Source organism: Pseudarthrobacter sp. C4D7 (assembly GCF_013359725.1).
In the GTDB taxonomy this organism is placed as follows: domain Bacteria; phylum Actinomycetota; class Actinomycetes; order Actinomycetales; family Micrococcaceae; genus Arthrobacter.
Genome location: NZ_JABFMW010000003.1, coordinates 206,168 through 228,318, shown reverse-complemented (window position 1 = coordinate 228,318; position 22,151 = coordinate 206,168). Strand labels below are relative to the sequence as shown.

At 67.4% G+C, this 22,151-nt stretch carries 20 protein-coding genes; 11 read left to right on the top strand and 9 right to left on the bottom strand.

Annotated features, from left to right (window positions below):
* Window positions 1–96: 96 nt before the first annotated feature.
* The 4 genes from HNO81_RS04565 to HNO81_RS04550 all read right to left on the bottom strand — a co-directional run bounded on the left by HNO81_RS04565 (window position 97) and on the right by HNO81_RS04550 (window position 5,603).
* Window positions 97–1,089 (bottom strand): hypothetical protein, encoded by a 993-nt coding sequence (locus HNO81_RS04565; protein ID WP_175316943.1) that lies wholly within the window; start codon window positions 1,087–1,089, stop codon window positions 97–99.
* 154 nt (window positions 1,090–1,243) lie between these two features.
* Window positions 1,244–3,031: a helicase HerA-like domain-containing protein gene (locus HNO81_RS04560; protein ID WP_175316942.1), complete on the bottom strand. Its 1,788-nt coding sequence runs from the start codon at window positions 3,029–3,031 to the stop codon at window positions 1,244–1,246.
* Between the two features lie 48 nt (window positions 3,032–3,079).
* Complete coding sequence (locus HNO81_RS04555; RefSeq protein ID WP_175316941.1) at window positions 3,080–3,631, bottom strand: GNAT family N-acetyltransferase; 552 nt, start codon at window positions 3,629–3,631, stop codon at window positions 3,080–3,082.
* A gap of 19 nt (window positions 3,632–3,650) precedes the next feature.
* The gene (locus HNO81_RS04550; protein ID WP_175316940.1) at window positions 3,651–5,603 is read right to left on the bottom strand and encodes an FAD/NAD(P)-binding domain-containing protein; all 1,953 of its coding nucleotides are present in this window, start codon (window positions 5,601–5,603) and stop codon (window positions 3,651–3,653) included.
* 280 nt (window positions 5,604–5,883) lie between these two features.
* On the opposite strand from HNO81_RS04550, the gene HNO81_RS04545 reads away from it, so the two are divergent.
* The 5 genes from HNO81_RS04545 to HNO81_RS04525 are packed head-to-tail and all read left to right on the top strand — an operon-like array spanning window position 5,884 to window position 11,245.
* Complete coding sequence (locus HNO81_RS04545; protein ID WP_175316939.1) at window positions 5,884–6,912, top strand: amino acid ABC transporter permease; 1,029 nt, start codon at window positions 5,884–5,886, stop codon at window positions 6,910–6,912.
* Window positions 6,912–7,736 carry an amino acid ABC transporter ATP-binding protein gene (locus HNO81_RS04540; RefSeq protein WP_305791418.1) on the top strand — a complete coding sequence of 275 codons (825 nt, stop codon included), beginning with the start codon at window positions 6,912–6,914 and terminating at the stop codon, window positions 7,734–7,736. Before HNO81_RS04545 ends, HNO81_RS04540 begins: the two co-directional genes overlap by 1 nt.
* Before the next feature lie 9 nt (window positions 7,737–7,745).
* Window positions 7,746–8,804 carry a transporter substrate-binding domain-containing protein gene (locus HNO81_RS04535; protein ID WP_175316938.1) on the top strand — a complete coding sequence of 353 codons (1,059 nt, stop codon included), beginning with the start codon at window positions 7,746–7,748 and terminating at the stop codon, window positions 8,802–8,804.
* Window positions 8,801–9,862 (top strand): LLM class flavin-dependent oxidoreductase, encoded by a 1,062-nt coding sequence (locus tag HNO81_RS04530; protein ID WP_175316937.1) that lies wholly within the window; start codon window positions 8,801–8,803, stop codon window positions 9,860–9,862. Before HNO81_RS04535 ends, HNO81_RS04530 begins: the two co-directional genes overlap by 4 nt.
* Window positions 9,863–9,871: 9 nt before the next feature.
* Complete coding sequence (locus tag HNO81_RS04525) at window positions 9,872–11,245, top strand: NtaA/DmoA family FMN-dependent monooxygenase (RefSeq protein ID WP_175316936.1); 1,374 nt, start codon at window positions 9,872–9,874, stop codon at window positions 11,243–11,245.
* A 411-nt stretch (window positions 11,246–11,656) separates the two neighbouring features.
* Here the strand turns inward: HNO81_RS04525 and dctA are convergent, their stop codons facing one another.
* Both dctA and HNO81_RS04515 read right to left on the bottom strand, forming a co-directional pair.
* Window positions 11,657–12,967 (bottom strand): C4-dicarboxylate transporter DctA, encoded by a 1,311-nt coding sequence (dctA, locus tag HNO81_RS04520; protein ID WP_175316935.1) that lies wholly within the window; start codon window positions 12,965–12,967, stop codon window positions 11,657–11,659.
* A gap of 54 nt (window positions 12,968–13,021) precedes the next feature.
* On the bottom strand, window positions 13,022–14,164 hold the full coding sequence (locus tag HNO81_RS04515) for a PrpF domain-containing protein (protein WP_175316934.1): 1,143 nt from the start codon (window positions 14,162–14,164) through the stop codon (window positions 13,022–13,024).
* A gap of 129 nt (window positions 14,165–14,293) precedes the next feature.
* On the opposite strand from HNO81_RS04515, the gene HNO81_RS04510 reads away from it, so the two are divergent.
* The 4 genes from HNO81_RS04510 to HNO81_RS04495 all read left to right on the top strand — a co-directional run bounded on the left by HNO81_RS04510 (window position 14,294) and on the right by HNO81_RS04495 (window position 17,839).
* A complete protein-coding gene (locus tag HNO81_RS04510) occupies window positions 14,294–15,199 on the top strand; it encodes a LysR family transcriptional regulator (RefSeq protein WP_175316933.1) in 906 nt (301 codons plus the stop codon).
* 122 nt (window positions 15,200–15,321) lie between these two features.
* Window positions 15,322–15,957, top strand: coding sequence for a GntR family transcriptional regulator (locus HNO81_RS04505; protein WP_175316932.1), 636 nt, complete (start codon window positions 15,322–15,324; stop codon window positions 15,955–15,957).
* A gap of 324 nt (window positions 15,958–16,281) precedes the next feature.
* Window positions 16,282–17,205 carry an intradiol ring-cleavage dioxygenase gene (locus HNO81_RS04500; protein ID WP_175316931.1) on the top strand — a complete coding sequence of 308 codons (924 nt, stop codon included), beginning with the start codon at window positions 16,282–16,284 and terminating at the stop codon, window positions 17,203–17,205.
* A 61-nt stretch (window positions 17,206–17,266) separates the two neighbouring features.
* Window positions 17,267–17,839: an SRPBCC family protein gene (locus tag HNO81_RS04495; RefSeq protein ID WP_175316957.1), complete on the top strand. Its 573-nt coding sequence runs from the start codon at window positions 17,267–17,269 to the stop codon at window positions 17,837–17,839.
* 33 nt (window positions 17,840–17,872) lie between these two features.
* Here HNO81_RS04495 and HNO81_RS20380 read toward each other — a convergent pair whose 3' ends face one another.
* Complete coding sequence (locus HNO81_RS20380) at window positions 17,873–18,526, bottom strand: neutral zinc metallopeptidase (RefSeq protein WP_175316930.1); 654 nt, start codon at window positions 18,524–18,526, stop codon at window positions 17,873–17,875.
* Window position 18,527: 1 nt separating this feature from the next.
* Between HNO81_RS20380 and HNO81_RS04485 the strand changes: the two genes are divergently transcribed.
* On the top strand, window positions 18,528–18,842 hold the full coding sequence (locus tag HNO81_RS04485) for a hypothetical protein (RefSeq protein WP_175316929.1): 315 nt from the start codon (window positions 18,528–18,530) through the stop codon (window positions 18,840–18,842).
* 470 nt (window positions 18,843–19,312) lie between these two features.
* Here the strand turns inward: HNO81_RS04485 and HNO81_RS04480 are convergent, their stop codons facing one another.
* On the bottom strand, window positions 19,313–20,287 hold the full coding sequence (locus tag HNO81_RS04480; RefSeq protein ID WP_175316928.1) for an alpha/beta fold hydrolase: 975 nt from the start codon (window positions 20,285–20,287) through the stop codon (window positions 19,313–19,315).
* A 144-nt stretch (window positions 20,288–20,431) separates the two neighbouring features.
* Between HNO81_RS04480 and HNO81_RS04475 the strand changes: the two genes are divergently transcribed.
* Window positions 20,432–21,481, top strand: coding sequence for an LLM class flavin-dependent oxidoreductase (locus HNO81_RS04475; protein ID WP_175316927.1), 1,050 nt, complete (start codon window positions 20,432–20,434; stop codon window positions 21,479–21,481).
* Between the two features lie 87 nt (window positions 21,482–21,568).
* On the opposite strand, the gene HNO81_RS04470 is transcribed toward HNO81_RS04475, so the two are convergent.
* Window positions 21,569–22,045, bottom strand: coding sequence for a YbhB/YbcL family Raf kinase inhibitor-like protein (locus HNO81_RS04470; RefSeq protein WP_175316926.1), 477 nt, complete (start codon window positions 22,043–22,045; stop codon window positions 21,569–21,571).
* Window positions 22,046–22,151: the final 106 nt, after the last annotated feature.

The following is a 22,151-nucleotide window of genomic DNA, read 5'->3' as shown; positions in this document are numbered from 1 at the left end:
TGGGCCGGCCCGGTAAAACAAGGGCTGCGGCATCCAGCATTGCTGAAAGCGTGCTGGCCGTGACGCGGAAAGTGGCCTGGGCCAGAGTGGAGAAGCCTAGAAACTCAGCATCGGGGTGACCTTGACCGTGTCACCGGAGACGTCCAGGCGGGTGGTGAAGCTGAAGTCCACCTCGGCGTCCAGCGGGTACCAGGCCCCGGTGAAGGCGTTCTGCTGGAGTGCCTCAACCTTGGCCTTGCCGTCCAGCGGTGACACCACCCACCGGCCGTCGAACGGCTCCACCGAGACGCCCGGGTACTTGGTCACAGTCCACCGGATGCTGCCGTCCTGGACCCGGTTGTTGCTGGCGTAGTAGAACGGGCAGTCGGGCTGGAGCTTCTGTTCCTTGACGGCCTCGGCAGCGCAGCCGTCCAGGAATTCCCTGACCTTGGCGGCAACATCGTCCTTCAGCTTGTCCGTGGCCTGGGTCAGCAGGTTCAGGGGCGCCACCGGGGCGTCCTTGGCCGTGACCGTGGCGCGCGTGGCCGGTGCGGAGAAGTATTGCCCGTCCAGGGAAGCCTCGTACTCGCCGGGGTAGAACACGGCGAAGGAATTGCGGCCATTGGGCATGTTCACCGGGATGCCGTTCACCACGGCCTCATTGCCGTTGACCACGGTGATATCAACGGTGGGCAGCCGGGACGGGACGAACGCCCAGGTGTTGAAGAACAGCCACTCGGTGCCGGTCTTCTGCAGCAGGAATTCACTGTGGAGCCGGCTGCCGTCGATGGTGTACTCCATGGGCACCATCACCTGGTTGCCCGGGCGCTCCTGGGGGTCCCCGATGCTGATGTTCGAAAGCCGGGAGGCGGCGGTCTGCAACCCGCTGCCGTCCAGCATGGCGGCGTTGCTGGGCGGAACCGCGGCCCGCAGGAGTCCGAGCGCACGCCCGCCATCCCCGCTCCGGAGCGCGTCAAGGTACTCCCGGACCGGCTGCTGCGGGCTGGCCACGGTGTTGTTCACAACGTTGATGGCCACGATGGCTCCGGCGACGGCAAGCATGAGGCCCAGCAGCCATCCGGCCGCGATCCTCACCAACGCTTGACTCATCTGCACGTTCTACACAGTAACGTCAGTGCGGACGCACTCTAAAGTTGGCGTCCCCCTAATCCGGCGCACACCCCCTACGTAACGCCCGACGGCGGCGGCCAGGATCCGGGCCATCAGGAGCCTCGGCGAAGTCCCGGGGGCACCGGTGGCAAGGTCAGCGGCGACGGCGGCGGGAGGACGTTCCGAACACGCCGCGAAGCAGTTCGCGGCCCAACTGGGTGCCCATGGACCGGGCCATGCTCTTCAGCCCGCCGCCCAGGGCACCACCGAGGACGCCACCCAGGTCGCCCATCATCCCGCCAGGCTGCGGCTCCGGCTGGCGGGGCTGCGATGGGCGCGTCCGGGGTGCCTTGGCCCGGGACTGGCGCGGCTCGGGTGTCCGTGGCTCGTCATACTGGGGCTCGCTGTATTGCGGTTGGGGCGCCTGCGCGGGCCTGCTGCTGGGCCGGCCCAGGATTTCTTCCTCGATCCGGCGGGCCTCGGCGTCGACGTCATACGCACCAGGAGCGGCAGGAGCACCGGTAGCGCCGGCGTTGGCGGGAGCTCCGCCGGCAGGAGGTGCGGATGCTGCCGGTCCCGTGGACGCCGCGGCTTTGCCGGTGAGCTTCTCGTAGGCGGAGGGGTTGTCCACGGCGGTCCCGTATTTGCCCAGCAGCGCCGAACCGGCCACGGTGCTCCGGACCAGCGCGTCCTCGCTGGGACCCATGTCGGATTCGGGGGCGCGCAGCCGGGTGAGGGCCACCGGGGTGGGTGCGCCCTTCTCGTTCATGACGGTGATGACAGCCTCACCGATGCCGGCCGAGGTCAGGGTCTCTTCCAGGTCGTAGTCGCTGACCGGGAACGTGGACACGGTGGCCTTGAGTGCCTTGGCGTCCTCGGGGGTGAACGCGCGCAGGGCGTGCTGGACCCGGTTGGCCAGCTGGCCCAGGACATCGGCGGGGACATCCTTGGGTGTCTGGGTGACGAAGAAGATGCCCACGCCCTTGGACCGGATCAGCCGGACCGTGGTGGTGATGGCGTCCAGGAAGGCTTTGCTGGCGCCGTTGAACAGCAGGTGGGCTTCGTCGAGGAAGAACACCAGCTTGGGCTTGTCCAGGTCGCCGGCTTCGGGGAGGTCCTCGAACAGGTCCGCCAGCAGCCACATCAGGAACGTGGAGAACAGCATGGGTTTGGTCTGCAGGGTGGGCAGTTCCAGGCAGGTGACCACGCCGCGGCCGTCGGGGGCGGTGCGCAGCAGCTCGGCCGTATCGAACTCGGGTTCGCCGAAGAACTTCTCCAGCCCCTGCGCCTCCAGGTTGATGATTTCGCGCAGGATCACGCCCGCGGTGGCCTTGGACAGGCCGCCGAGTTCCTCCAGCTTGTCCTTGCCCTCGTCCGAGGTGAGGAACTGGATGACGGCGCGGAGGTCCTTGAGGTCGATCAGCTCCAGGCCGTTCTTGTCCGCAAAGTAGAACACCAGCTGCAGGCTGGACTCCTGGGTGTCGTTCAGTTCCATGATCCGGGAGAGCAGGATGGGCCCGAACGAGGTGATCGTGGCGCGGACCGGTACCCCGTTGCCGTCGCCGCCCAGGGCCAGGAACTCTACGGGGAACGTCTTGCCTGACCACGCCTGGCCGATGCTGTCGGTGCGGGCCTTGAGTTTGTCGCTGCCGGCGGCGGCCGTCGCCAGGCCGGAGAGGTCGCCTTTGATGTCGGCCAGGAACACGGGCACGCCGGCCGTGGAGAGCTGTTCGGCCATCATGTGCAGCGTGACGGTCTTGCCGGTGCCTGTGGCGCCGGCCACCAGCCCGTGCCGGTTCATCATGGCCAGCGGCAGCCGCACCGGCGCGTCTTTGTGGAGTTCGCCGTCGATGATGGCGGCTCCCAGTTCGATGGTGGCGCCTTCCAGCGTGTAGCCCTGCTGGATGGTGGCAAGCTTCTCTGCTGTGGTTTTGGTGGCCATGGCGCTAGCTTAGCGGCGGGTGCGCCTGATGCGGCGGCATCCGGCCGGTCAGTTCGCCCGTGCGTCCCGTGGGACGGTGGGCAGTTCCTTGGTGAAGGCCAGCGGCCCGATGGTTTCCGGGTCCGCGTCCAGGTCGAACTGCGCCTGGTAGCCCGTGTTGAGGTAGAGGTGCTTGGCTTCCGGCTGGCGCGGCCCGGTGGTGAGATACAGCCCGGTGTAGCCGCGGGCAGCGGCGAGGGCTTCGAGCTCGGCCAGGACCAGTCGGGCCAAACCACGACGGCGGTGGGCTGAGTGGGTCCAGATCCGCTTCAGTTCCGCCGTGGTGCTGTTGTACCGGCGGAACGCGCCGCCGGCGATCGACTCACCGTCCTCCTGGACGATCAGGAGCGCGCCGTCCGGTCCCTCGAATTCCGCTGCGGGGTAGCGGGCCAGTTCCTCTGTGGCAGCGCCCCGTCCGAACAAGTCGCCATACCGGGTGTCATATTCGACCGCGAGCTCGTCCAGGAGCGGCCGGACCCGAGGATCGTGCATGGGCAGGCTGAGGACCGAGAGGCTGGCGGGATCAAGGGGTTTGGGCTGGAGGCCGGGTTCTGCGGTCACTGGTGGTTCCTTGTCAGGGTCAGTTCTTTCCGGCGGGTGCCGGTTGGTGAGCGGCTGGTTCTGGACTCATTGTGGCGGAGTCCGGGGAAGAAATGTCCCGGGCAACACCGAGGATGCTCCGGGCCAGGGCATCGTTTTCGCGGAACGGCGCCGCGTTTGTGTTGGGCCGGGCGAAGGCGCCGGCACCCCAGCCGGATGTTCCCGGTCCGATGCCGAACAGGGTGGCCTGGGCCCGGCCCTCCGCGTCCACCACGTGGTGCCCGGGCGAGACCAGCAGCTTCCCGGTGGAGTGGATGCCGTCCGAGGTCAGCAGTTGCTGTTCGCTGCCCAGCCCGCCGTCATGCAGCGAAGAAAGCACCGGGTTGAGGGAGCGGGCCACCGACGTGGCCGGCAGCCGCGCCTCGATCAGCGCGGTGGCGGAAACCGAAACGCCGGACTGTGGGGACGTGGCGCGGAAGGTGCCGCTGGCGTCGTCGGTGGATACCTCCAGACCGGGGCCGATGAACTGCAGCAGCCCTGCGCGGTGCAGCGCCAGCATCTGGTGGAGGCGGTGCGGCGGTGGACCGGAGTCCACGAAGCTGAAGAAGCCGTGCCACCAGCCGTGGATGACCTGCTGCGAGCGGGCATTGAGGCGTTCCGCCGGAACCACGCGTCCCACCTCCATGTACACATGCAGCAGGGCCAGGAACAGGGCCAGGGTTTCCGGATGGTCCGGGCCGTCCCGTAAAGAGAGATCGTGCTCTATATACCCGGCCACGGCGTCCTGCAGCTCCTGGTGGCCGGCAAAGTGGACACCGTCGAAGGGCCGGTCCAGCCGCTCCAGGTCCAGGTGCAGGCCCGGGTCCGGCACGGCAGCCGCCACGAGGTCCGTGCGCTCGCCGCTGTACCAGTCCACCCCCGCATAACGGGCGGCAAACACTTCCCATTCCATGGCTGCGCGTTCCGGGCTGCCCGTGAGGAGTTCGCGGTAGTAGCAGTAGCCTGCTTCCTTGGCAATGAGCGGCCAGAGGTGCTGCCGGAAGTCCAGTTCGCCGTGGGCGTCCAGGAGGGCGTCCACGGCACCAGCAGTGAAGAACCGCAGCGGCCCCGGAGCCTGGCCGCGCAGGGGTGCGGAAATCTTGGAGTGGTACGGAACCCCACGGCGCGACCCTGCCCACAGCCGTGGTTCCCGTCCGGACGGAAGGTAGCGCAGCCCGCCGTCGTCCGTTTCCTGGAACCTGCCGCCGCGCCCCTCCATGAGCAGGACCAGCAGGTCAACAAACGCCAGGCCCATCCCGGCGACAATCACGTCCTGCCCGGCGGCGATGGGGGAATAGTCGACGTCGGTGGTGTAGCTGGGTGCCGCGTGGTAGCCGCCGTGCCGGGCGGCGAAGTCCGCGAACATGGCGGAGGCGGCGTCCGGGCGGGAGTCAGTGTGCCCCAGGGCGGTGACGACAATGTCTGCGTGCAGCGTCCGGCCATTGGCCAGCTGCACCTCATGGCCGCCATCCACAGCGGCAATGCCGAGGGCAGTGGTCCGGTGCACCGCCACGCTGCGGCCCAGCGACTTGGCGGCCCGGCGGAAGAACCACTCCAGGTACTGGCTCTGCAGCCGGCGGGTGGGGAAGGTGGTGCCCGTCAGCGCGCGGAGCTGGTCCCACAGCTGCTGCGGGAAGTCCGGCACGTCGATGATGGTGGCATCCAGGACGCCTGCGGCCCACTCGGCCAAACCGGGGCCGGGGGCGGCGGGGCCGGCGCAGTCCACCGACTCGTCCGTGAACATGGTGATGTCCTCCGCCATGGAGTTCAGCAGGAGGCCGGGGTCCTGGTCGTACCGCCAGATCCGGCCCGAACCGGGGACGTGCGGCTCCACCACATGGATCTGCAGCGGGCCCGCGAAGACGTCAGGCCGGTTGGCCGCTATCCGTTCCAGCACACCGGCCGTGCGCGGTCCGCCGCCAATGAAGACGATGGCCGGGATGGTGGCTGGCATGGATGCTCCTGACAGTGGGGGCTGGGATTGAGTGCCCATGCTAGGCAGCCGTGACGACGGCGGTCGAGCGCCTGGTCACGGCCGTTAACTCCGCGTCACGGCGCGTTACGGGACGCAAAGAATCGACTCATGACGCCGTACGAAGCCCCGTGAACTATTGCAACCGGCCGCCTTGCTGGCCCGTTCCGGCCGGTCCTAGATTTGCAGCCAGCAAGGGGCCGAACGGTCCCACCCGGGGCAACGGCCCGTCCGGATCCCACGACGAGAAGCGAGGTGGCACATGAGTTCAGCAGCAACGACCGTGGCGCAGTCACAACAGCCGCAGCCGGCACCGCCGGCGGAAACGCCACCGAAAACCCGGCGGCCCGAAGATGGGGCGGCCGCCCGGAAGGCCCCGGACTACTCGTCCTACCGGGTGGTGGCAGCAAAGCATCCGTGGCGCTGGGTGGGGACCGCCGTCGTCGCGCTCGGCGTCCTGGCCGTGGCATGGTCGCTGGCCACCAATCCGCGCTGGGAGTGGGGGGTTGTGGCCCAATGGTTCACCGCCCAGTCCGTGGTCAACGGCCTGGTGGAAACGCTGAAGCTGACCGCCATCTCCGGCATCCTGGGGTTCGTGCTGGGCTTCATCCTGGCGCTCATGCGGCTGTCCGCATCGCCCCTGCTGGTCTCGGTGTCCTGGACCTTCTCCTGGATCTTCCGGTCCACGCCGCTGCTGGTCCAGATGCTTCTTTGGTACAACCTGGGCTACCTGTACGAGAAGATCAGCTTAGGGATCCCGTTCACCGATGTCCGCTTCTTCGAGGTCCAGACCACCACACTGATCAGCCAGTTCGCGGCAGCAGTGCTGGGGTTGACCCTGAACCAGGCGGCGTACTCGGCGGAGATCATCCGCGGCGGCATCCTGTCCGTGGACCAGGGCCAGCTGGAAGCCGCGGCCGCCCTGGGCATCCCGGCCTGGCGCCGTTCCACCCGGATCGTCCTGCCGCAGGCCATGCGCGCCATCCTGCCCACCGCGTTCAACGAGATCATCGGCCTGGTCAAGGGCACCTCGATCGTCTACGTCCTGGCCTACTCCGAGCTGTTCTACACGGTGCAGGTCATCTACAACCGCACGCAGCAGGTCCTGCCGCTGCTGCTGGTGGCCACGCTCTGGTACATCGTGATCACCTCCGTGCTGAGCGTCTTCCAGTACTACATCGAACGGCACTACTCCAAGGGCGCGGTGCGGAACCTGCCGCTGACGCCCCTGCAGAAGGCCCGCAAATTCTTCGCCACCCACGCGGCAGTCCCCACCCGGAGGAACTTCTGATGACTGAGACCCTTACCGCCCCCACGGCCACCCGCGGCCTGGTGGAGATCACCGGCGTCCGCAAATCCTTCGGCCCCACGGAAGTCCTCAAAGGCGTCAGCCTCACCGTGGAACCCGGGGGAGTAGCCGTGATCGTGGGCCCCTCCGGATCCGGCAAGTCCACCCTGCTGCGCACCATCAACCACCTGGAGAAGGTGGACGGCGGCCACATCACCATCGACGGCCGGCTGGTGGGCTACGAAGTCCGCGGCGACCGGCTGCACGAACTGCGGGAAAAGGAGATCCTGAAACAGCGCACCGACATTGGCATGGTGTTCCAGAACTTCAACCTGTTCCCGCACCTGACCGCGCTGGAGAACGTGGCGGAAGCGCCGGTCGTCGCGCACCAACCCGGCAAGGCGCGCCGCTCCAAGGCGGAAGCCCGCCGCCGCGGCCTGGAACTGCTGGACCGGGTTGGCCTCAAGGACCGGGCCGACGCCTACCCGCGCCAGCTCTCCGGCGGCCAGCAGCAGCGCGTGGCGATTGCCCGCGCCCTGGCCCTGGACCCCAAGATCCTGCTGTTCGACGAGCCCACCTCCGCCCTCGACCCGGAGCTGGTCAACGAGGTCCTGGACGTTATCCGCGAACTGGCCACGTCCGGCACCACCCTGATCGTCGTCACCCACGAGATGGGCTTCGCCCGCGACGTGGCGGACACCGTGGTGTTCATGGACCAGGGCCAGATCGTGGAACAGGGCACCCCGCAGGACATCTTCAGCAACCCCCAGGAACCGCGCACCAGGAGCTTCTTCTCCAAGGTGCTCGAACCGGCCTTCAACATCTAAGGAACACCCATGGCTCTCCCCACCAGCGGCCGCCGCCGCGCACCCGCGGCGCGTCCCGCCGTCGTCCTCCTTGGCACCGCACTCCTTGGCGCAGCCGCGCTCGCCGGCTGCGCCGACCCTGGCGCCTCCGCTGCCGGCAACCCCAGCGGAGGGGCGCAGGCGACGGCGGCCCGCAACGGCGTCGTCTACAACACCTCGCCGGACCAGCAGCGGATCCGGGCGGACAAAGACCCCGCGCTCGCCGCCGAGGTCCCGGAACTGATCGGCAAGGACGGCAAGCTCACCGTCGCCACCACCGCCGGGTCCATCCCGCTGTCCTTCCACGCCACTGACGACAAGACCCCCATCGGCTCCGAGCTGGACATCGCCCAGCTGGTGGCCGACAAACTCGGCCTGGAACTCGACGTCCAGGTCACGTCCTGGGAGAACTGGCCGCTGAAGACCCAGTCCGGCGACTTTGAGGCCGTCTTCTCCAACGTGGGCGTGAACAAGGACCGGGTGAAGCTGTTCGACTTTGCCAGCTACCGGGCCGCGTACATGGGGTTCGAGGCCAGGAAGTCCGCCACCTACGACATCAAGGGCGCAGACGACATTTCCGGCTTGAAGATTTCCGTGGGCTCCGGCACCAACCAGGAGAAGATCCTGCTGGCCTGGAACAAGGAACTGGAGGCGAAGGGCAAGGCGCCGGCCACGCTGCAGTATTACTCGTCCGACGCCGATACCATCCTGGCGCTGTCCTCCGGCCGGACGGACCTGAACATCGCGCCGTACCCGTCCACCGTGTACCGGGAGAACACCCGTGACGACCTGAAAGTGGTGGGCAAGGTCAATGCCGGCTGGCCGTCCGAGACCCTGGTGGCCGCCACCACGCTGCGTGGTAACGGGCTAGCTCCGGTGATCTCCGAGGCCCTCAACGAGGTCATCAAGGACGGCTCCTACGGGAGGGTCCTGGAACGCTGGGGCCTGGCAGAGGAAGAACTGCCCGAATCCAAAACCATCACAGCGGAAAACTACTACGCCCCAGCACAGGCTACGGCCGCTCCCTCACAGGCAGGAAAGGCATCATGACAGCAGAACACGCCGCCCGGCCAGGCTTCCTGGCGATCGAGCTCGACGGCGCCGGCTGGGACGGCGCGGACCTCACCCGCGCAGTGCTGGCAGCAGAGTCCGCGGGCTTCCACGCCGCCACCTTCACCGACGCCCCCGGACCGGGACGGACGAACGCGCTGCAGCGGGCCGCGTTCGCGGGGCCGGTGTCCCGGACCATCGCCCTGGTCCCCGAAATTGACACTGTATATACGGAGCCGTTCCACGTTTCCACGCAGCTGGCCAGCCTGGACTACGTCTCCGGCGGCCGCGCCGGGTGGATCGTCACTGCGGCTGAATCCCCGGAGGCCGCTGCCGCCGTCGGCCGTTCCTCCGTCACCGGCCCCGCGCTGGGACAGGAGGCCGCAGCGTCCATCGAGGTATCCCGCCGGCTCTGGGATTCCTGGGAGGACGACGCCGTGATCCGCGACGTCGCCACCGGCCGATACATCGACGTGGACAAGCTGCACTACGCGGATTTCGAGACGCCTGCCGGCTTTGCCGGTGCCGGCTACTCCGTCAAGGGGCCATCCATCATCCCGCGGCCGCTGCAGGGGCAGCCGCCCGTGCTGGTCCCGGCGTCGCTGCTGGATGCCGTTGCCGTGGATGCCCTGGACGCCGTGCTGGTGTCTGCACCCACCCCGGAACTGCTGGCTGCCGAGGTCCGTGACGTGCGCGCCCGGGTGGGTGCCCCGGTTTCCGTGATTGCCGAGCTGGAGGTCGTGCTGGACGCCCGCGGGCAGGCTGCGGCAGCGCGGGGTGCATCGTTCGACGGCGGCCGGGCAGCTTACGCAGGTTCCGCAGCCGGCCTCACCGACTTCCTGGCCGACCTTCTAAAGGAGGCCGACGGCGTGCGGCTGCACCCGGCGTCGCTCTTTGTTGACCTGGAGGAACTTGGCCGCCTGGTGCTGCCGGAACTGCGCCGCCGCGGGGCACTCCGCCCGGTGGTGCAGGACGGCACCTTCCGCGGACTGCTGGGCCTGGACCGTCCGGCCAGCCGCTACGCAACTGCCGCTGCGCCTGCCGGTGCCGGAAAGTAGGGGAAAACAATGACACAGCACACCCGTGCTAAATCCGACGTCTTTACGCCGAGCGGCCAGATCCAGTTCGGCGTCTTTTTCCAGGGCGTCAACTCCGGCACCATCTGGAAGGCCCTGGAATCAGGCTCGCAGACGGACTTCGAATCCTTCCGCCGCGTCGCCCAGACCGCCGAGCGCGGGCTCTTCGCCGCGTTCTTCCTGGGCGAAGGGCTGCGCCTGCGGGAACACCTGGGACGCCCGCACGCCCTGGACGTAGTGGGCCGCCCGGATGCGCAGACCATGCTGGCCGCCCTGGCTTCCGTCACAAAGAACATTGGCCTGGTGGCCACCCAGAACACCACGTACAACGATCCTGCGGACCTGGCCCACCGGCTGGCCTCGCTGGACCTGATTTCCGGCGGCCGTGCGGCGTGGAACATCGTGACCACGGACAACGCCTGGACCGGGGCGAATTTCCGCCGCGGCGGCTACCTGGACCACGCGGACCGGTACAAGCATGCAGAGGCGTTCGTGGAAACGGCCAAGCTGATCTGGGATTCGTGGGAAACGCCGGATGGCCCTGCCCGCCGGGTGCACCATGAGGGCCGGCACTACACGGTGGATGTGACGCCGCGGCTCCCGCGGAGCGCCCAGTACCGGCCGGTGCTGTTCCAGGCCGGAGACTCGCCCGAAGGCCGGAACTTCGCTGCCCGGCAGGCGGACGTCATCTTCTCCGCCCACCCCAAGTTCGATGATGCCGTGGCGTTCCGCAAGGACCTCGTGGAGCGGTCCCTGGCCGCCGGGCGCGGGGCAAACGCCGTCCAGATCATGCCGGCCAGCGAGTTCATCCTGGCGCCCACCGCTGCCGAGGCGGCGGAGAAGAAGGAGTGGGTGCGGAGCCTGCAGATCGGCCCGCAGCAGGCGGTTGCCTATCTGGAGCAGTTCTGGGGCCGCGAGCTTTCCGCCTACGATCCGGACGGGCCGCTGCCGGAGATCGACCCGGTGGTGGAGGAAACATCCGAAACCCGCGGCAGCGGTTTCCACGGCGCCAAGGCCCGGCAGCTGGCGGACCAGTGGCGGGCCGAGGCCAAGGACAAGGGGCTGTCCATCCGGCAGTTTGTCACCTCCAAGACCGCTCGGACCGATGCCACCTTCACAGGCTCCTACACGGCGGTGGCGGACCAACTGGCCGGCTACGCGCGGGTGGGCGCCGTGGACGGGTTCAACATCTCGCCGTGGCTGGTCCCCAGCGGGCTGGATGACATCGTGAACCACCTGGTGCCGGAGCTGCAGGAACGCGGCGTGTACCCCACGGAGTACCGGGGCGCCACGCTCCGAGAACATTTGGGGCTGGAGCTGCCGGTACGCCTGCCTGACGGGGCCTTTGCGGAGGTCCGGGCCTGATGCGCTGGGCTGACTTTGCGGATCGGGGCGGTTTTGCCGGGAGGACCGGGCTCGCTGGAAGGGACGACGACGGCGGCGGGGTGGGTGCCGCCGTCGGCCCGTCCGCGGAGGCTGGTGCTGGCGTGGCTGGCGCGCCCGGGACCATTAGCTTGCAGCTGACGGTGTGGGAGCAGTGGGCCTAGGGCCTGCTGTGCTGAAAGGGGCTGACGGCCGGGCCGCTAGTCGGTTTCCGGGCTTTGGCAGTAAAAGCACGTGCGGGCGTCGCAGTCTTCCGCGGTTTCCTGCTCCGTTGGGCGCTCACTCATGTCGGTCCTTTCCGTGGGGGTGGTGAAGTAGTCCCCTTGCAAGGGTTTGCCCGGGACCCCTGCTGGGATCCCGGGCAAACACGTTGGGTGGTGGCCTGCCGGCCGGTTAGTGGGCCAGGGCCGGTTCGGCCAGCTGGATCTTTTCCGCCTCGGTGGGCACGAAGCCCGCCTGGAGTTCGGAGCGGAGCTTGGCCATGTCCAGCTCACCCTGCCACTTGGCGATGGCCACGCAGGAGACGATGTTGCAGACCGTGCTGGTGAGGGCGCGGGCCTCGCTCATGAAGCGGTCGATCCCAACGATGAGGGCCACACCGGCCACCGGCAGGGTGGGCATGACCGTCAGGGTGGCCACCAGGGCTACGAAACCACTGCCGGTGACGCCGGCCGCGCCCTTGGAGGTCAGCAGCATCATGCCGAGCATCAGCAGGATCTGGCCCCAGCTGAGGTGGATGTCGCAGGCCTGGGCGATGAACATGGAGGCGAGGGTGAGGTAGATGGCCGTTCCGGTCAGGTTGAAGGAGTAGCCGGTGGGGACCACGAGGCCCACAACGCTGCGGTCGCAGCCGATCCGCTCGAGCTTGGACAGCAGGCGCGGCAGGACCGGTTCGCTGGAGGAGGTGGCCAGGACGATCAGGAATTCGTCCTTGAAGTAGCGCAGGATCTGCCACAGGCTGAAGCCGGTAACCTTGGCCAGGATGCCCAGGCCCACCACCACGAAGACGATGCAGGCCGCGTAGAAGGCAAGGATCAGCATGCCGAGGTTGCCGATGGAGTGGGCGCCGTACTTGCCCACGGTGAAGGCCATGGCCCCGAAGGCGCCCAGGGGAGCTACCTTCATGATGTAGCCGAACATGATGAAGAGCAGCTTGTTGAAGCTGTTGACCACCTTCAGGGCCAGCTGGCCCGGTGCCCCGAGCTTGCTGAAGGCGAAACCGCACAGCATGGCAATGACCAGCACGGGCAGGACTTCACCGTCGGCGAAGGCGCCAACGAACGTGGTGGGGATGATGCTCAGGATGAAGTCCACGGGGTTGCTGCTGGGCAGCTGCGTGGTGTACTTCTGCGCCACCGAGGTATCCAGGTGGGTGGGATCGATGTGCATGCCGGCGCCGGGCTGGAACAGCGTCACCGCGGCCAGGCCCAGGGCCAGGGCGAGTGCGGTCAGGGCGTAGAAGAGGCCCAGCGAACGGATCAGGGTGGGGCCCACCTTCTTGGTGTCCCGCAGGGAGGTGATGCCTCCCACGATGGTGCAGAACACGATGGGGGCGATCATGAACTTCACGAGTTTCACGAAGCCGTCGCCGAGGGGCTTGAGGGACGAACCGAGGTCCGGCCACAGTGCGCCTACAACGACGCCGAGCGCGACTCCGATGAGTACCTGGACATAGAGGTGTCCGAGGATGGATTTGATCTTCATTGAACAACTTCCTGTTTGGTGCGGCCCTGGTGACGGGGCAAGGAGATGGAGGTTTTAGGCGGACAGTTCGGCGGCGGGGGCCACGTCGATGTCTGCGGTGGCGATGTGGCGGGCTGCCCGGTGGAGGGCCACTTCGCTGACGGCGCCGGTGTCATCGGTGATGATTTCGGCGGTGATCACGCCGGCGGGGGTCCCGATCCGCAGCAGGCGGGGGGTTCCGGTACCGGTGGAGGGTGCTTGGGCTGCTGCGGTGGCCACGACCGATGACTGCAGCGAGGATGCCAGGGCAACGGCCACGGCTGAGGTCAGGCCGATGGCCGGGTGCGGTGCGAGCATGGACAGCATCCGCACCCGCACGTCGTGGCTGCCGGCGGTGATGGTTGTTCCGTCCGCGGCGGTGTAATCGCCGGCAGGCGCCACAACCCCGACTTTCGGGACAGCGTTCTGCGGCGGATCCTCAGGCTTCCGCAGCCCCATGATGAGGCCGGCCGATGCCCGTGCCGCGATAAGGTCCGGCAGCTGGGCGCTGAGGTTGTCCGTCATCGAGGAAAGGTCGACGCCGGCCTGGTCGGCTGCGAGAAGCACGGCGGGGGCGCCGGCGTCCACCATTGTTGCGTCCAGGGCCCTGCCGTTGACCTGCAGCTGGTCCACCGGGTTGCCGGTGGGCAGCAGTGCTCCGGTGTTCTGGCCCCAGGGGCCGTGGAACGAGAGGCTGACGGGAACGCCGGCGGCACTGCTGCCCGGGACCCGGGCCAGGCCGGACTTGGGAATGTGGCCGCCGGGGGTGGGCACCGATCCGCTGAGCACGGCGCCGGAGGTGATGTGGCGCATGCGGACCTTGGTCATGCCGTCCCGGGCGGGAACGATGCCCGTCTGGACGGCGAACAGGGCAATGGCGGTGGCGCAGTTGCCGCAGTTGGAACTGAGCTCCACGGTGGGGTCACCGATTCCCACCTGGGCGAAAAGGTAGTCGAGGTGCGCCTCGGCGCCGGGGGTTGCCCAGATGACTGCAGCCTTCGACGTGGTGGATGTTCCGCCGCCCACGCCGTCCAGCTGCCGCGCGTCCGCTGCGCCGAAGGCGGCTGACAGCAGTGCGGGGATGTCCTCGCGGGTGGGGGCGTGGAGGGCCACGTCCCTGGCATCGAAGAGCCAGCACTTGCTGGTGCCGCCCCGGTACCAATGTCCTTTGAGTCCCACTGTATTTCTCCCTCGTAGCTTGCAGGTGCTCTACTTCACAGCGCCTTTGTACTTCTACGATCAGGGATCAGTGAGTTCAGCACAATCGAAAATAAATGGACGACTATCTACTTTTGCTAAACTCAAGCCATGGCAATCTTCGATCTGCACCGGCTGCATGTGCTCCGCGAAGTGGGCCGGTCCGGCTCCCTGACCTCTGCTGCCGCCGCCCTGTCCTTCACCACCTCCGCGGTCTCGCAGCAGATCGCGAAACTCGAGCAGGAGATGGGAGTGGTCCTCATCGAGCGCCATCCCCGGGGCGTGGTCCTCACCGAGGCCGGGCACGCCCTGCTGCACTACGCGGAGGATATCGACAGGACCGTCGAAGCTGCGCGGGCGGAAATGGGCGAGTTTGCGGGCCTTCGCCGGGGGCAGCTGCGGCTGGGGACCTTTCCGACGGTTGGGGCGTCGCTGATGCCGGATGTTGTCCTCGCCTTCCGTGCGCAGCATCCCGAGGTGGCAGTGACGGTTGTCAGCGCCCGCCGGGACGGCCTGCTGGAGCGGCTGCGGCGGCGGGAAGTCGAACTCACCTTGCTGTGGGACTACCCCTGGCAGCAGATCGACCATCCTGATCTGACCCTGGTACGGCTGATGAACGACCCAACGGTGCTGCTGGTACCGCGGGACCATCCGGCGGCAGGGCTGGGCTCGGTCCGCATCGGTTCCTTGAGCGACCAGGAATGGGTGGTGCGCGACGAGCACCCCGTGGCCGACGTCCTCAGCCGGGTGTGCCGCGATGCGGGGTTCGAGCCGCGGATCGCCTTTGCGGCCAACGATTACCAGGAGACCCAGGGCATGGTGGCGGCGGGCATCGGCATCGCCCTGGCGCCGAAGCTCGCGCTGACCGCCCTGCGGCCCGACGTCGTGGCCGTTCCGCTGGCCGGCTCCCCGAAGCGGCGGATCCTCCTTGCCCACTTGGCCAGCAGGCGTCTCAGCCCTGCAGCGCAGCAGGCGACGAAAGTGTTCCAGTCCATTGCCAAAGGGCAGGCTTCCTGACGCGGAAACGGCGGGCGTTTCTGCTTGGATCAGCGCTATTTATCGTCCGCTGAGTGCCTCCATTCCCTTTCGGCGTACAATTGTATACATTGGTATGCGGAAACAGCCTGAAGGAGGAAGCATTGGCCACTCCCATTCATCAACGGCTTCGGGAGGACGTTCTGGCGAGCGTCTTTGCACCGGACGAGCCGCTGACGGAGGCGAAGCTCACCGAGCGGTACGGTGCTTCAAGAACGCCCGTGCGGGAAGCCCTCCAGCGGCTGGAACAGGACGGCCTGCTCGAACGGCGCGGCAAGGCTGTTGTTGTCCGCACACACTCCGCTGAGGAGATCATCGACATTTACGAGTCGCGGATCATCCTCGAGCAGGCCGCCGCTTCCAAGGCCGCCACGAAGGCAACACTGCTGGACAAGCGGTCGCTCAACGCGCTGCTGCTGAAGATGCACCACCTGGATGTCGAAGACGGGCAGTTACTCGCCGAGACGAACCGGACCTTCCACACACAGCTGTGGCGCGCCACCCACAGCCCCTCGCTCATCAGCCTGCTGGAGCGGCTGGACCAGCAGGTGCGCCGGTATTCCTTCACCACCCTGACCTACCCGGGCAGGTGGCCGGCGGTGCTGGCGGCCTACACAGAGCTGCTGGCTGCCATAGACGAGGGCGACGCCGAGCGCGCGGGGGAGATCGCCGCCCGCCACATGACGGAGGCCTTGGCTATCCGGTTGAAGATGTACGCCGAGGATCCCCGGACGCTTTAGGCCGCACCAGCGGCCTGGCAACGTCCCCCAAAAGCCCGCCGGCAGATGTTCCTGCATACTCCATCGCAACAGGAAACCCGAAAGTCGGGCGCAGGGCATCAGCCGGTGCAAGAGGAGGGGCAGGCTCCAATGGGCCTGCCCCTCCTCGCTCTTTGTTGCCCGGCGTGCCGGGCCGGCTGCACTGGAACGGACGACGACGGCGGCGGGCGGGTGCCGCCGTCGTACCTTTCTGACGGCCGGCATGCAGCAGGCTCCCTCCGGACGCACAGCTACGGCACAGCAGGAACCGGCCCAGAGCATAGCCCCGTGCGGTTTCCTTGCATCATGACCACTTCACGCACACCCCGCCAGCCCGATCTTGACCAGCCGCACCCCGACCACGACCGGGGGCTGGAGTTCGACCTGAACACCCTGGTGAGCCGCCGGTCCCTGGGACTGTTCCTCGGTGCAGGCGGTGCGGTGGCCGCGCTTGCCGCCTGCACGCCGGCCGCAACCACGGGCTCCGCCTCGCCGGCAGCAACCACGGCGACGGCCGCCGCGTCCTCCGCGACGGCCACGGCCACGGACGCCACCACCACCGCCACCGCCACTCCGACGCTGACCAGGGCCATCGCTGAATGCGGCGTGGAAACCCCGCAGGAAACCGCCGGCCCCTATCCCGGCGATGGCTCCAACGGTCCCAACGTCCTGGAAGCGTCCGGGGTGGTGCGGCGGGACATCACGTCGAGCTTCGGGACTGCTTCCGCGAAGGCCGAGGGCATCCCGCTGACTTTCACCCTGACCCTCCTGGACAACGCCAACGGGTGCACACCGATGGCCGGGGCCGCGGTGTATGCCTGGCATTGCGACCGGGACGGAAAATACTCGCTGTATGACTCGAGCCTGAAGAACGAGAACTACCTGCGGGGCGTGCAGGAAGCCGATGCTATCGGGCAGGTCACGTTCACGTCGATCTTCCCGGGCGCCTACTCCGGGCGCTGGCCGCACATCCACTTCGAGGTGTTCGAGTCCATGAACAACGCAACGGCTGCCGGGCAGGTCCTGGCTGTCTCCCAGATCGCGCTGCCGCAGGCGGCCTGCGACGACGTGTACGCCACCGCCGGGTACGAGCGCAGCGTCACGAACATGACCCGCACCACGCTCAAGTCGGACAACGTGTTTGGCGACGACGGCGGCATCTACCAGCTGGCAACGATGACCGGGTCCGCCGCTGCCGGCTACACGGCGGGGCTCAACGTGACCATCTAGCGCGGCCCGCGGCGGCATGGGTACTGTGGGGCAACCATTCACCCTTGCCGGGGAGGCAGCCATGGGCGGCGTTTCGACCAGCAGCACCGACTACGAATTCCTGACCGTCTGGCGCGTGGCCGGAACACCGCGCGAGGTGGTGGACATCCTGGGCGACGCCAGCACTCTTCCCCGCTGGTGGCCCTCCGTGTATCTGGCCGTGGAGCCGCGGGATCCGGGCAGCCCGGACGGGACCGGCAGGTCGGTTTTCCTCCACACCAAGGGCTGGCTGCCGTACACGCTTACGTGGCAGCTCACCCTCACCGAGCCCGTCACAGAACAGGGATTCGCGCTCACCGCGCGCGGCGACCTCAACGGCTCCGGGCGGTGGACGTTCGAGCAGGACGGACCCGAGACTGTGGTCACGTACGAATGGCGGGTCAGCGCCGCCAAACCGCTGCTGCGGCGCCTGGGCTGGCTGCTCAAACCGGCCTTTGCAGCGAACCACCGGTGGGCCATGGCCCGCGGACAGGAAGCCCTGGCCCTGGAGTTGCGCCGGCGGCGGCCGGGCGCGGATCCGGCCACCATTCCGGAACCGGCAGGGCCCACGTTCGCACGTCTGTCCGGCTGGGTGCAGAAGCTGCGGCGGGCCTGACCGCGGCCGGAGAGTTTGGAGTCTTGCCGGCCGCTACTTCCAGTAACTGTCGACGCATTGCATCGGGTCTCCGCTGTTGTAACCCAGCTTCAGGGCAACTTCCCGCTGCGCGGCGGTGGGGTGGGTTGATCCCGGCTGGGTTGCCCCCACCGCGTTGAGCGCCGCCACGCCCTCCTCGAAATCCCCGGGCTCGAGAATTCCGTCGTAGTACGTGGTGTTCATCCACACCCCGGCGAAGCAGTCGGCGATGGCCTCCTTGTTGGAACCGGTGATGCCGGGCACTTTGCCCGGATAGTACTTCTCCCACTGGAGTGCCAGCTCGTCCTGCACGTTATGGCCGTACTCGTGGGCGATGATGATCGCAGCGGCAAAGTCACCGGCCTTCTTGCTGACGGTTCCCAACACGTCCCCGGTCCACATGCGCTGCAAGGTGGTCACGGGCAGGACGATCAACCCGTCCTCCGTTGTGCCCCGAAGGTTGTAATACGGATCCGAGGAGCAGTAGAAGGCGTTTGGATAATCATGGGCTACGGAGGCCGGCCCGCCGGGGCAGCTCATGACGTACGGGGGATCCTTCTCGTGGACGATCTTGTAGTAGACCGTTGGTGCAGCAAAGTTGTTTTCGACAAACCACTTGGTCCACTCCGTGTGAAGGTCGGTCATGATCCAGTCCACGTAACTCGTCACGGTGTACGAGTATCCCGTCCCGGTGACCTGGCTCTGGGGTGGCGCTGCCCCCAACGGAGCGGCGTCCACGGTGTCCAGGCAATCCTGGTCCGTCGACTGCGCGCATGAGTCCGAGGAGAACGTCGGCACCCCACTGCTGGAGGCGCTGTTCTCAGGGAAGGCCTCCTGGGTTTGGGTGGCCCTCGCCGTTGCCTGGATAAATTCGCCGTCCCAGTCCGGCTCGCCCTGGTTGCCAGCCTGGGAGCTCGTGGAATGTGCCGGATCCGTACGCCCGGGACTGCTGGCCGCGTCCGTCGCCGTGACCGTGGGTGTCTGAGTTGGGGCAGTCGGTTCCGGTGAGCTGGTTGCCGGTTTCGGGCTGGATGACACTGCGGGACTGGGCGCCTCTTTCGCGTCCGGCGGCCCCGATGAGCTGCAGCCGCCGGCACAGAGTGCCATGGCTGCCAGTGCTGCGAGCAGGGATGGCTTTGCGTGTCCGGGCATGTGCACCACCTGGGTGATGAAGATCTGGGGACGGCGGCACGGGCACCACCGCGTGTGGTCCGCTTGAGTGGTGCGGGCACTTAGTAAGCCAGGCTGGCCTCGACGTGGTTCAGGGTTTGAGCATGTGGCCGGGGCTGAGGCCATGTCAACGAGGCGGCCTACCCTTTTTCAATTTGGTGGATGGGTATGCGGGGGTGCCGTAGGCGTGCAGAAGTACGGGGGGAGTGCTGGAAGGCGCGACGACGGCGGCAGGGTGGGTGCCGCCATCGTACGCTTCCGCGGGGGTGCTTTCCTCCGTGACCGTCAGCCTGCAGCTGACAGTGTGGGGGAATCCTGCCGCTGGGTGACGCGCTGGATGAACTCGACCGTTTCGCGTTCCGTTTCGGCGCGGGTGGTGGGTTCGTTGTGCACCTCGTGCCGGACGCCGGGGAAGACGCGGGTGCGGACGTCCGCGTGGCCCGAATCCGCCAGGCGGTTGGCCACGTGGTAGGCGCCTTCGCCGTAGTTGGTCACGGGGTCCTGGTCGCCGGCGAGGATCAGGACGGGGAGTTCGGCGGGGAGCTGTTTGTACCAGTCGTCGTTGGTGACCTGGTCGTAGAGGTCCACGAAGCCCTGCAGGAACCGGGCGCTGAGCGGTGCGCCGAAGTTGTTGAACGGGTCCCGTCCGTGGTCGGCCACCACGTCAGCGTCCAGTGCCACCCAGGCGGTGGGGCCGGCGCCTTCGCCGAAGCGGCCCAGGAAGCCGTCGAACAACTGGGCCACCAGTTCCTGCGGCGCGGGATCGGCGCCGCGCTCGCCGGAGGCAAGCCGGGCCAGTTCCGGCCGGTTGATCCTTTTCTCGATGCCGCGCATCTGGGCGGCAATGCCGCAGAGGATCAGGCCGGACAGCTCGGTTTGCGGGTCCACGGCCATGCCGCGGGCGATCATGGATCCCCAGCTGTGGCCGAACACCACGTAGGGGAGCTGGGGGAGCGCCTCTTTGGCCTTGGCCTGGAGGGTGACCTCATCGGCGACCACCACGCTGGCGGCATCCTCGCCGGCGTCGCCCCAGGTGCCCTGCTGCATGGCCGTGCGCCCGTGCCCGGAGTGGTCGCCCGCCACCACGATGAAGCCCGAGTCCACCAGGGTGGAGATGAGGTGGAGGTAGCGGCGGGAGTGCTCGCCGAGCCCGTGGATCAGCTGGACGATGGCCTTGGGCTGCCCGATGGGTTCGTAGACCCAGGCCTGGATGGTGTCGCGGCCGTTGGCGGACGTGAACTCGATTTCCTGCAGTGACATATTTTCCTCCCGTGCCGGCGCCGTCGCTGGCTCTTGGCGAGCCTAACCATAATGCCGTCATGTGCGTCAATGATTGCTGGTTCATCTGAGCGGCTTCCGCCTAGTCTGAAACCAGTCCCGTCTCTTTGCCCTCGAAGGAAGCCGATGCCGCATCCCGATCGTCCCCTGCGCAAGCTGGGATTCCTCACTATTGGCCTGTTCGATCCCGCCAATCCGGCCGCGGGCCACGAGTCCACGCTGCAGATCATTGAGCTGGGGGAGCGGCTGGGGTTCGACAGTGCCTGGCTGCGCCACCGGCACCTGCAGTTCGGCATCTCGTCCCCTGTGGCGGTGATGGCGGCGGCCAGCCAGCGCACGTCCCGGATTGAGCTTGGAACTGCGGTGACGCCCCTGGGCTGGGAAAACCCGCTGCGCCTGGCGGAGGACCTGGCCACGGTGGACCTGCTCGCCGGAGGACGCATCAATCCGGGCGTGAGCGTAGGGGAGCCGATGCAGTACGACACCGTGAAGCACGAGCTGTACCCGGACACCGCGGATGTGGAGGATTTCAGCTACGCCCGGGTGGAGCGGTTTGCCCGTTTGGTTGCTGGGGAGCCGGTACGGGAGTTTTCCGGCAAGCAGGGCGTGGTGGAGGAGTTCTCCAACCGGGTGGAACCGCATTCACCCGGCCTGCGCGACCGGCTTTGGTATGGGGCTGGCAGCACGAAGTCAGCCGTTTGGGCCGGTTCGAATGGGTTCAACCTGCTCTCCAGCAGCGTGATCTTCCCCGACAAGGACCAGGAGCCTGACTTCGCCTTGGTCCAGCAGTCACAGATCCGGGCGTTCCGGGAGGCTGCTTTGGCTTCGGGGCATGCTGGGGCGCGGGTGTCCCAGGGCCTGGTGGTGATCCCCACCGACTCGGCGACTCCTGCCCAGCGGGAGAAGTACCAGCGGTATGTCGACGAACGCACTCCCCGCACTGCTGCTCCGCAGGGGCCGAGGGGCATAATGTTCGCGGCTGACCTAATCGGCACCAGTGAGGAGATCGCTGAACAGCTCTACGCGCACGCAGGCTTCCAGGAGGTGGACGAGGTGGCGTTCGCCCTGCCATTCAGCTTCGACCACGAGGACTATGTGCAGATCCTTACCGACATTGCCGGAAAGCTGGGGCCAGCCTTGGGCTGGACTCCGGGGAGCGATCACTCGGCGTCGTAGGCGGCGGTCTTGCCCTGTCCATCACCACGTGAAACTCGCAGGTGCACGCCCGGAACCGGACGTGCACCTGCACCGTGCGGAATGGGGTCAGGGCTGCTCGTAAGTACCGACCAGCCGTGCGCGGCCAATGCCGCGCGAAAAGATGTTGAACCCCAGGTAGGCGGGGCTGGCTTCAGCGGGGACGTCGAGCTTCTCCACATCCAGCGCGTGTACAACCACGTGGTAGTGGTGCACGCGGTGGCCTGAGGGCGGCGCTGCGCCCACGAAGCCGGGGAAGCCTGCGTCGTTCGCCAACTGCACAGCACCCTCGGGAAGCCCGGTCTCCGCTGCACCGGAAGACAGGGAGGTGGTGGACGCCGGCAGGTTAAAGGCAGCCCAGTGCCAGAAACCGCTTCCGGTGGGCGCGTCGGGGTCCAGGACGGTGACCGCAAAGCTCTTGGTCTCGGCAGGAAAGCCTGACCACGACAGCTGCGGGGACCGGTCCTGGCCGCCTTCAATGCCCATCTTGCCGCTGCGCTGTGCCGGGGAAAGCGTCTGACCGTCCTCGATGTCGGCGCTGGTCACCTGAAATTCCGGAAGCTGGGGAAGTTCCTTGTAAGGGTCACGGGATGTCTTTACGTGTTGTGCTCCTCGTTAATTGGTTGACGGTCCGTGTATTCCCCAAAGGGTG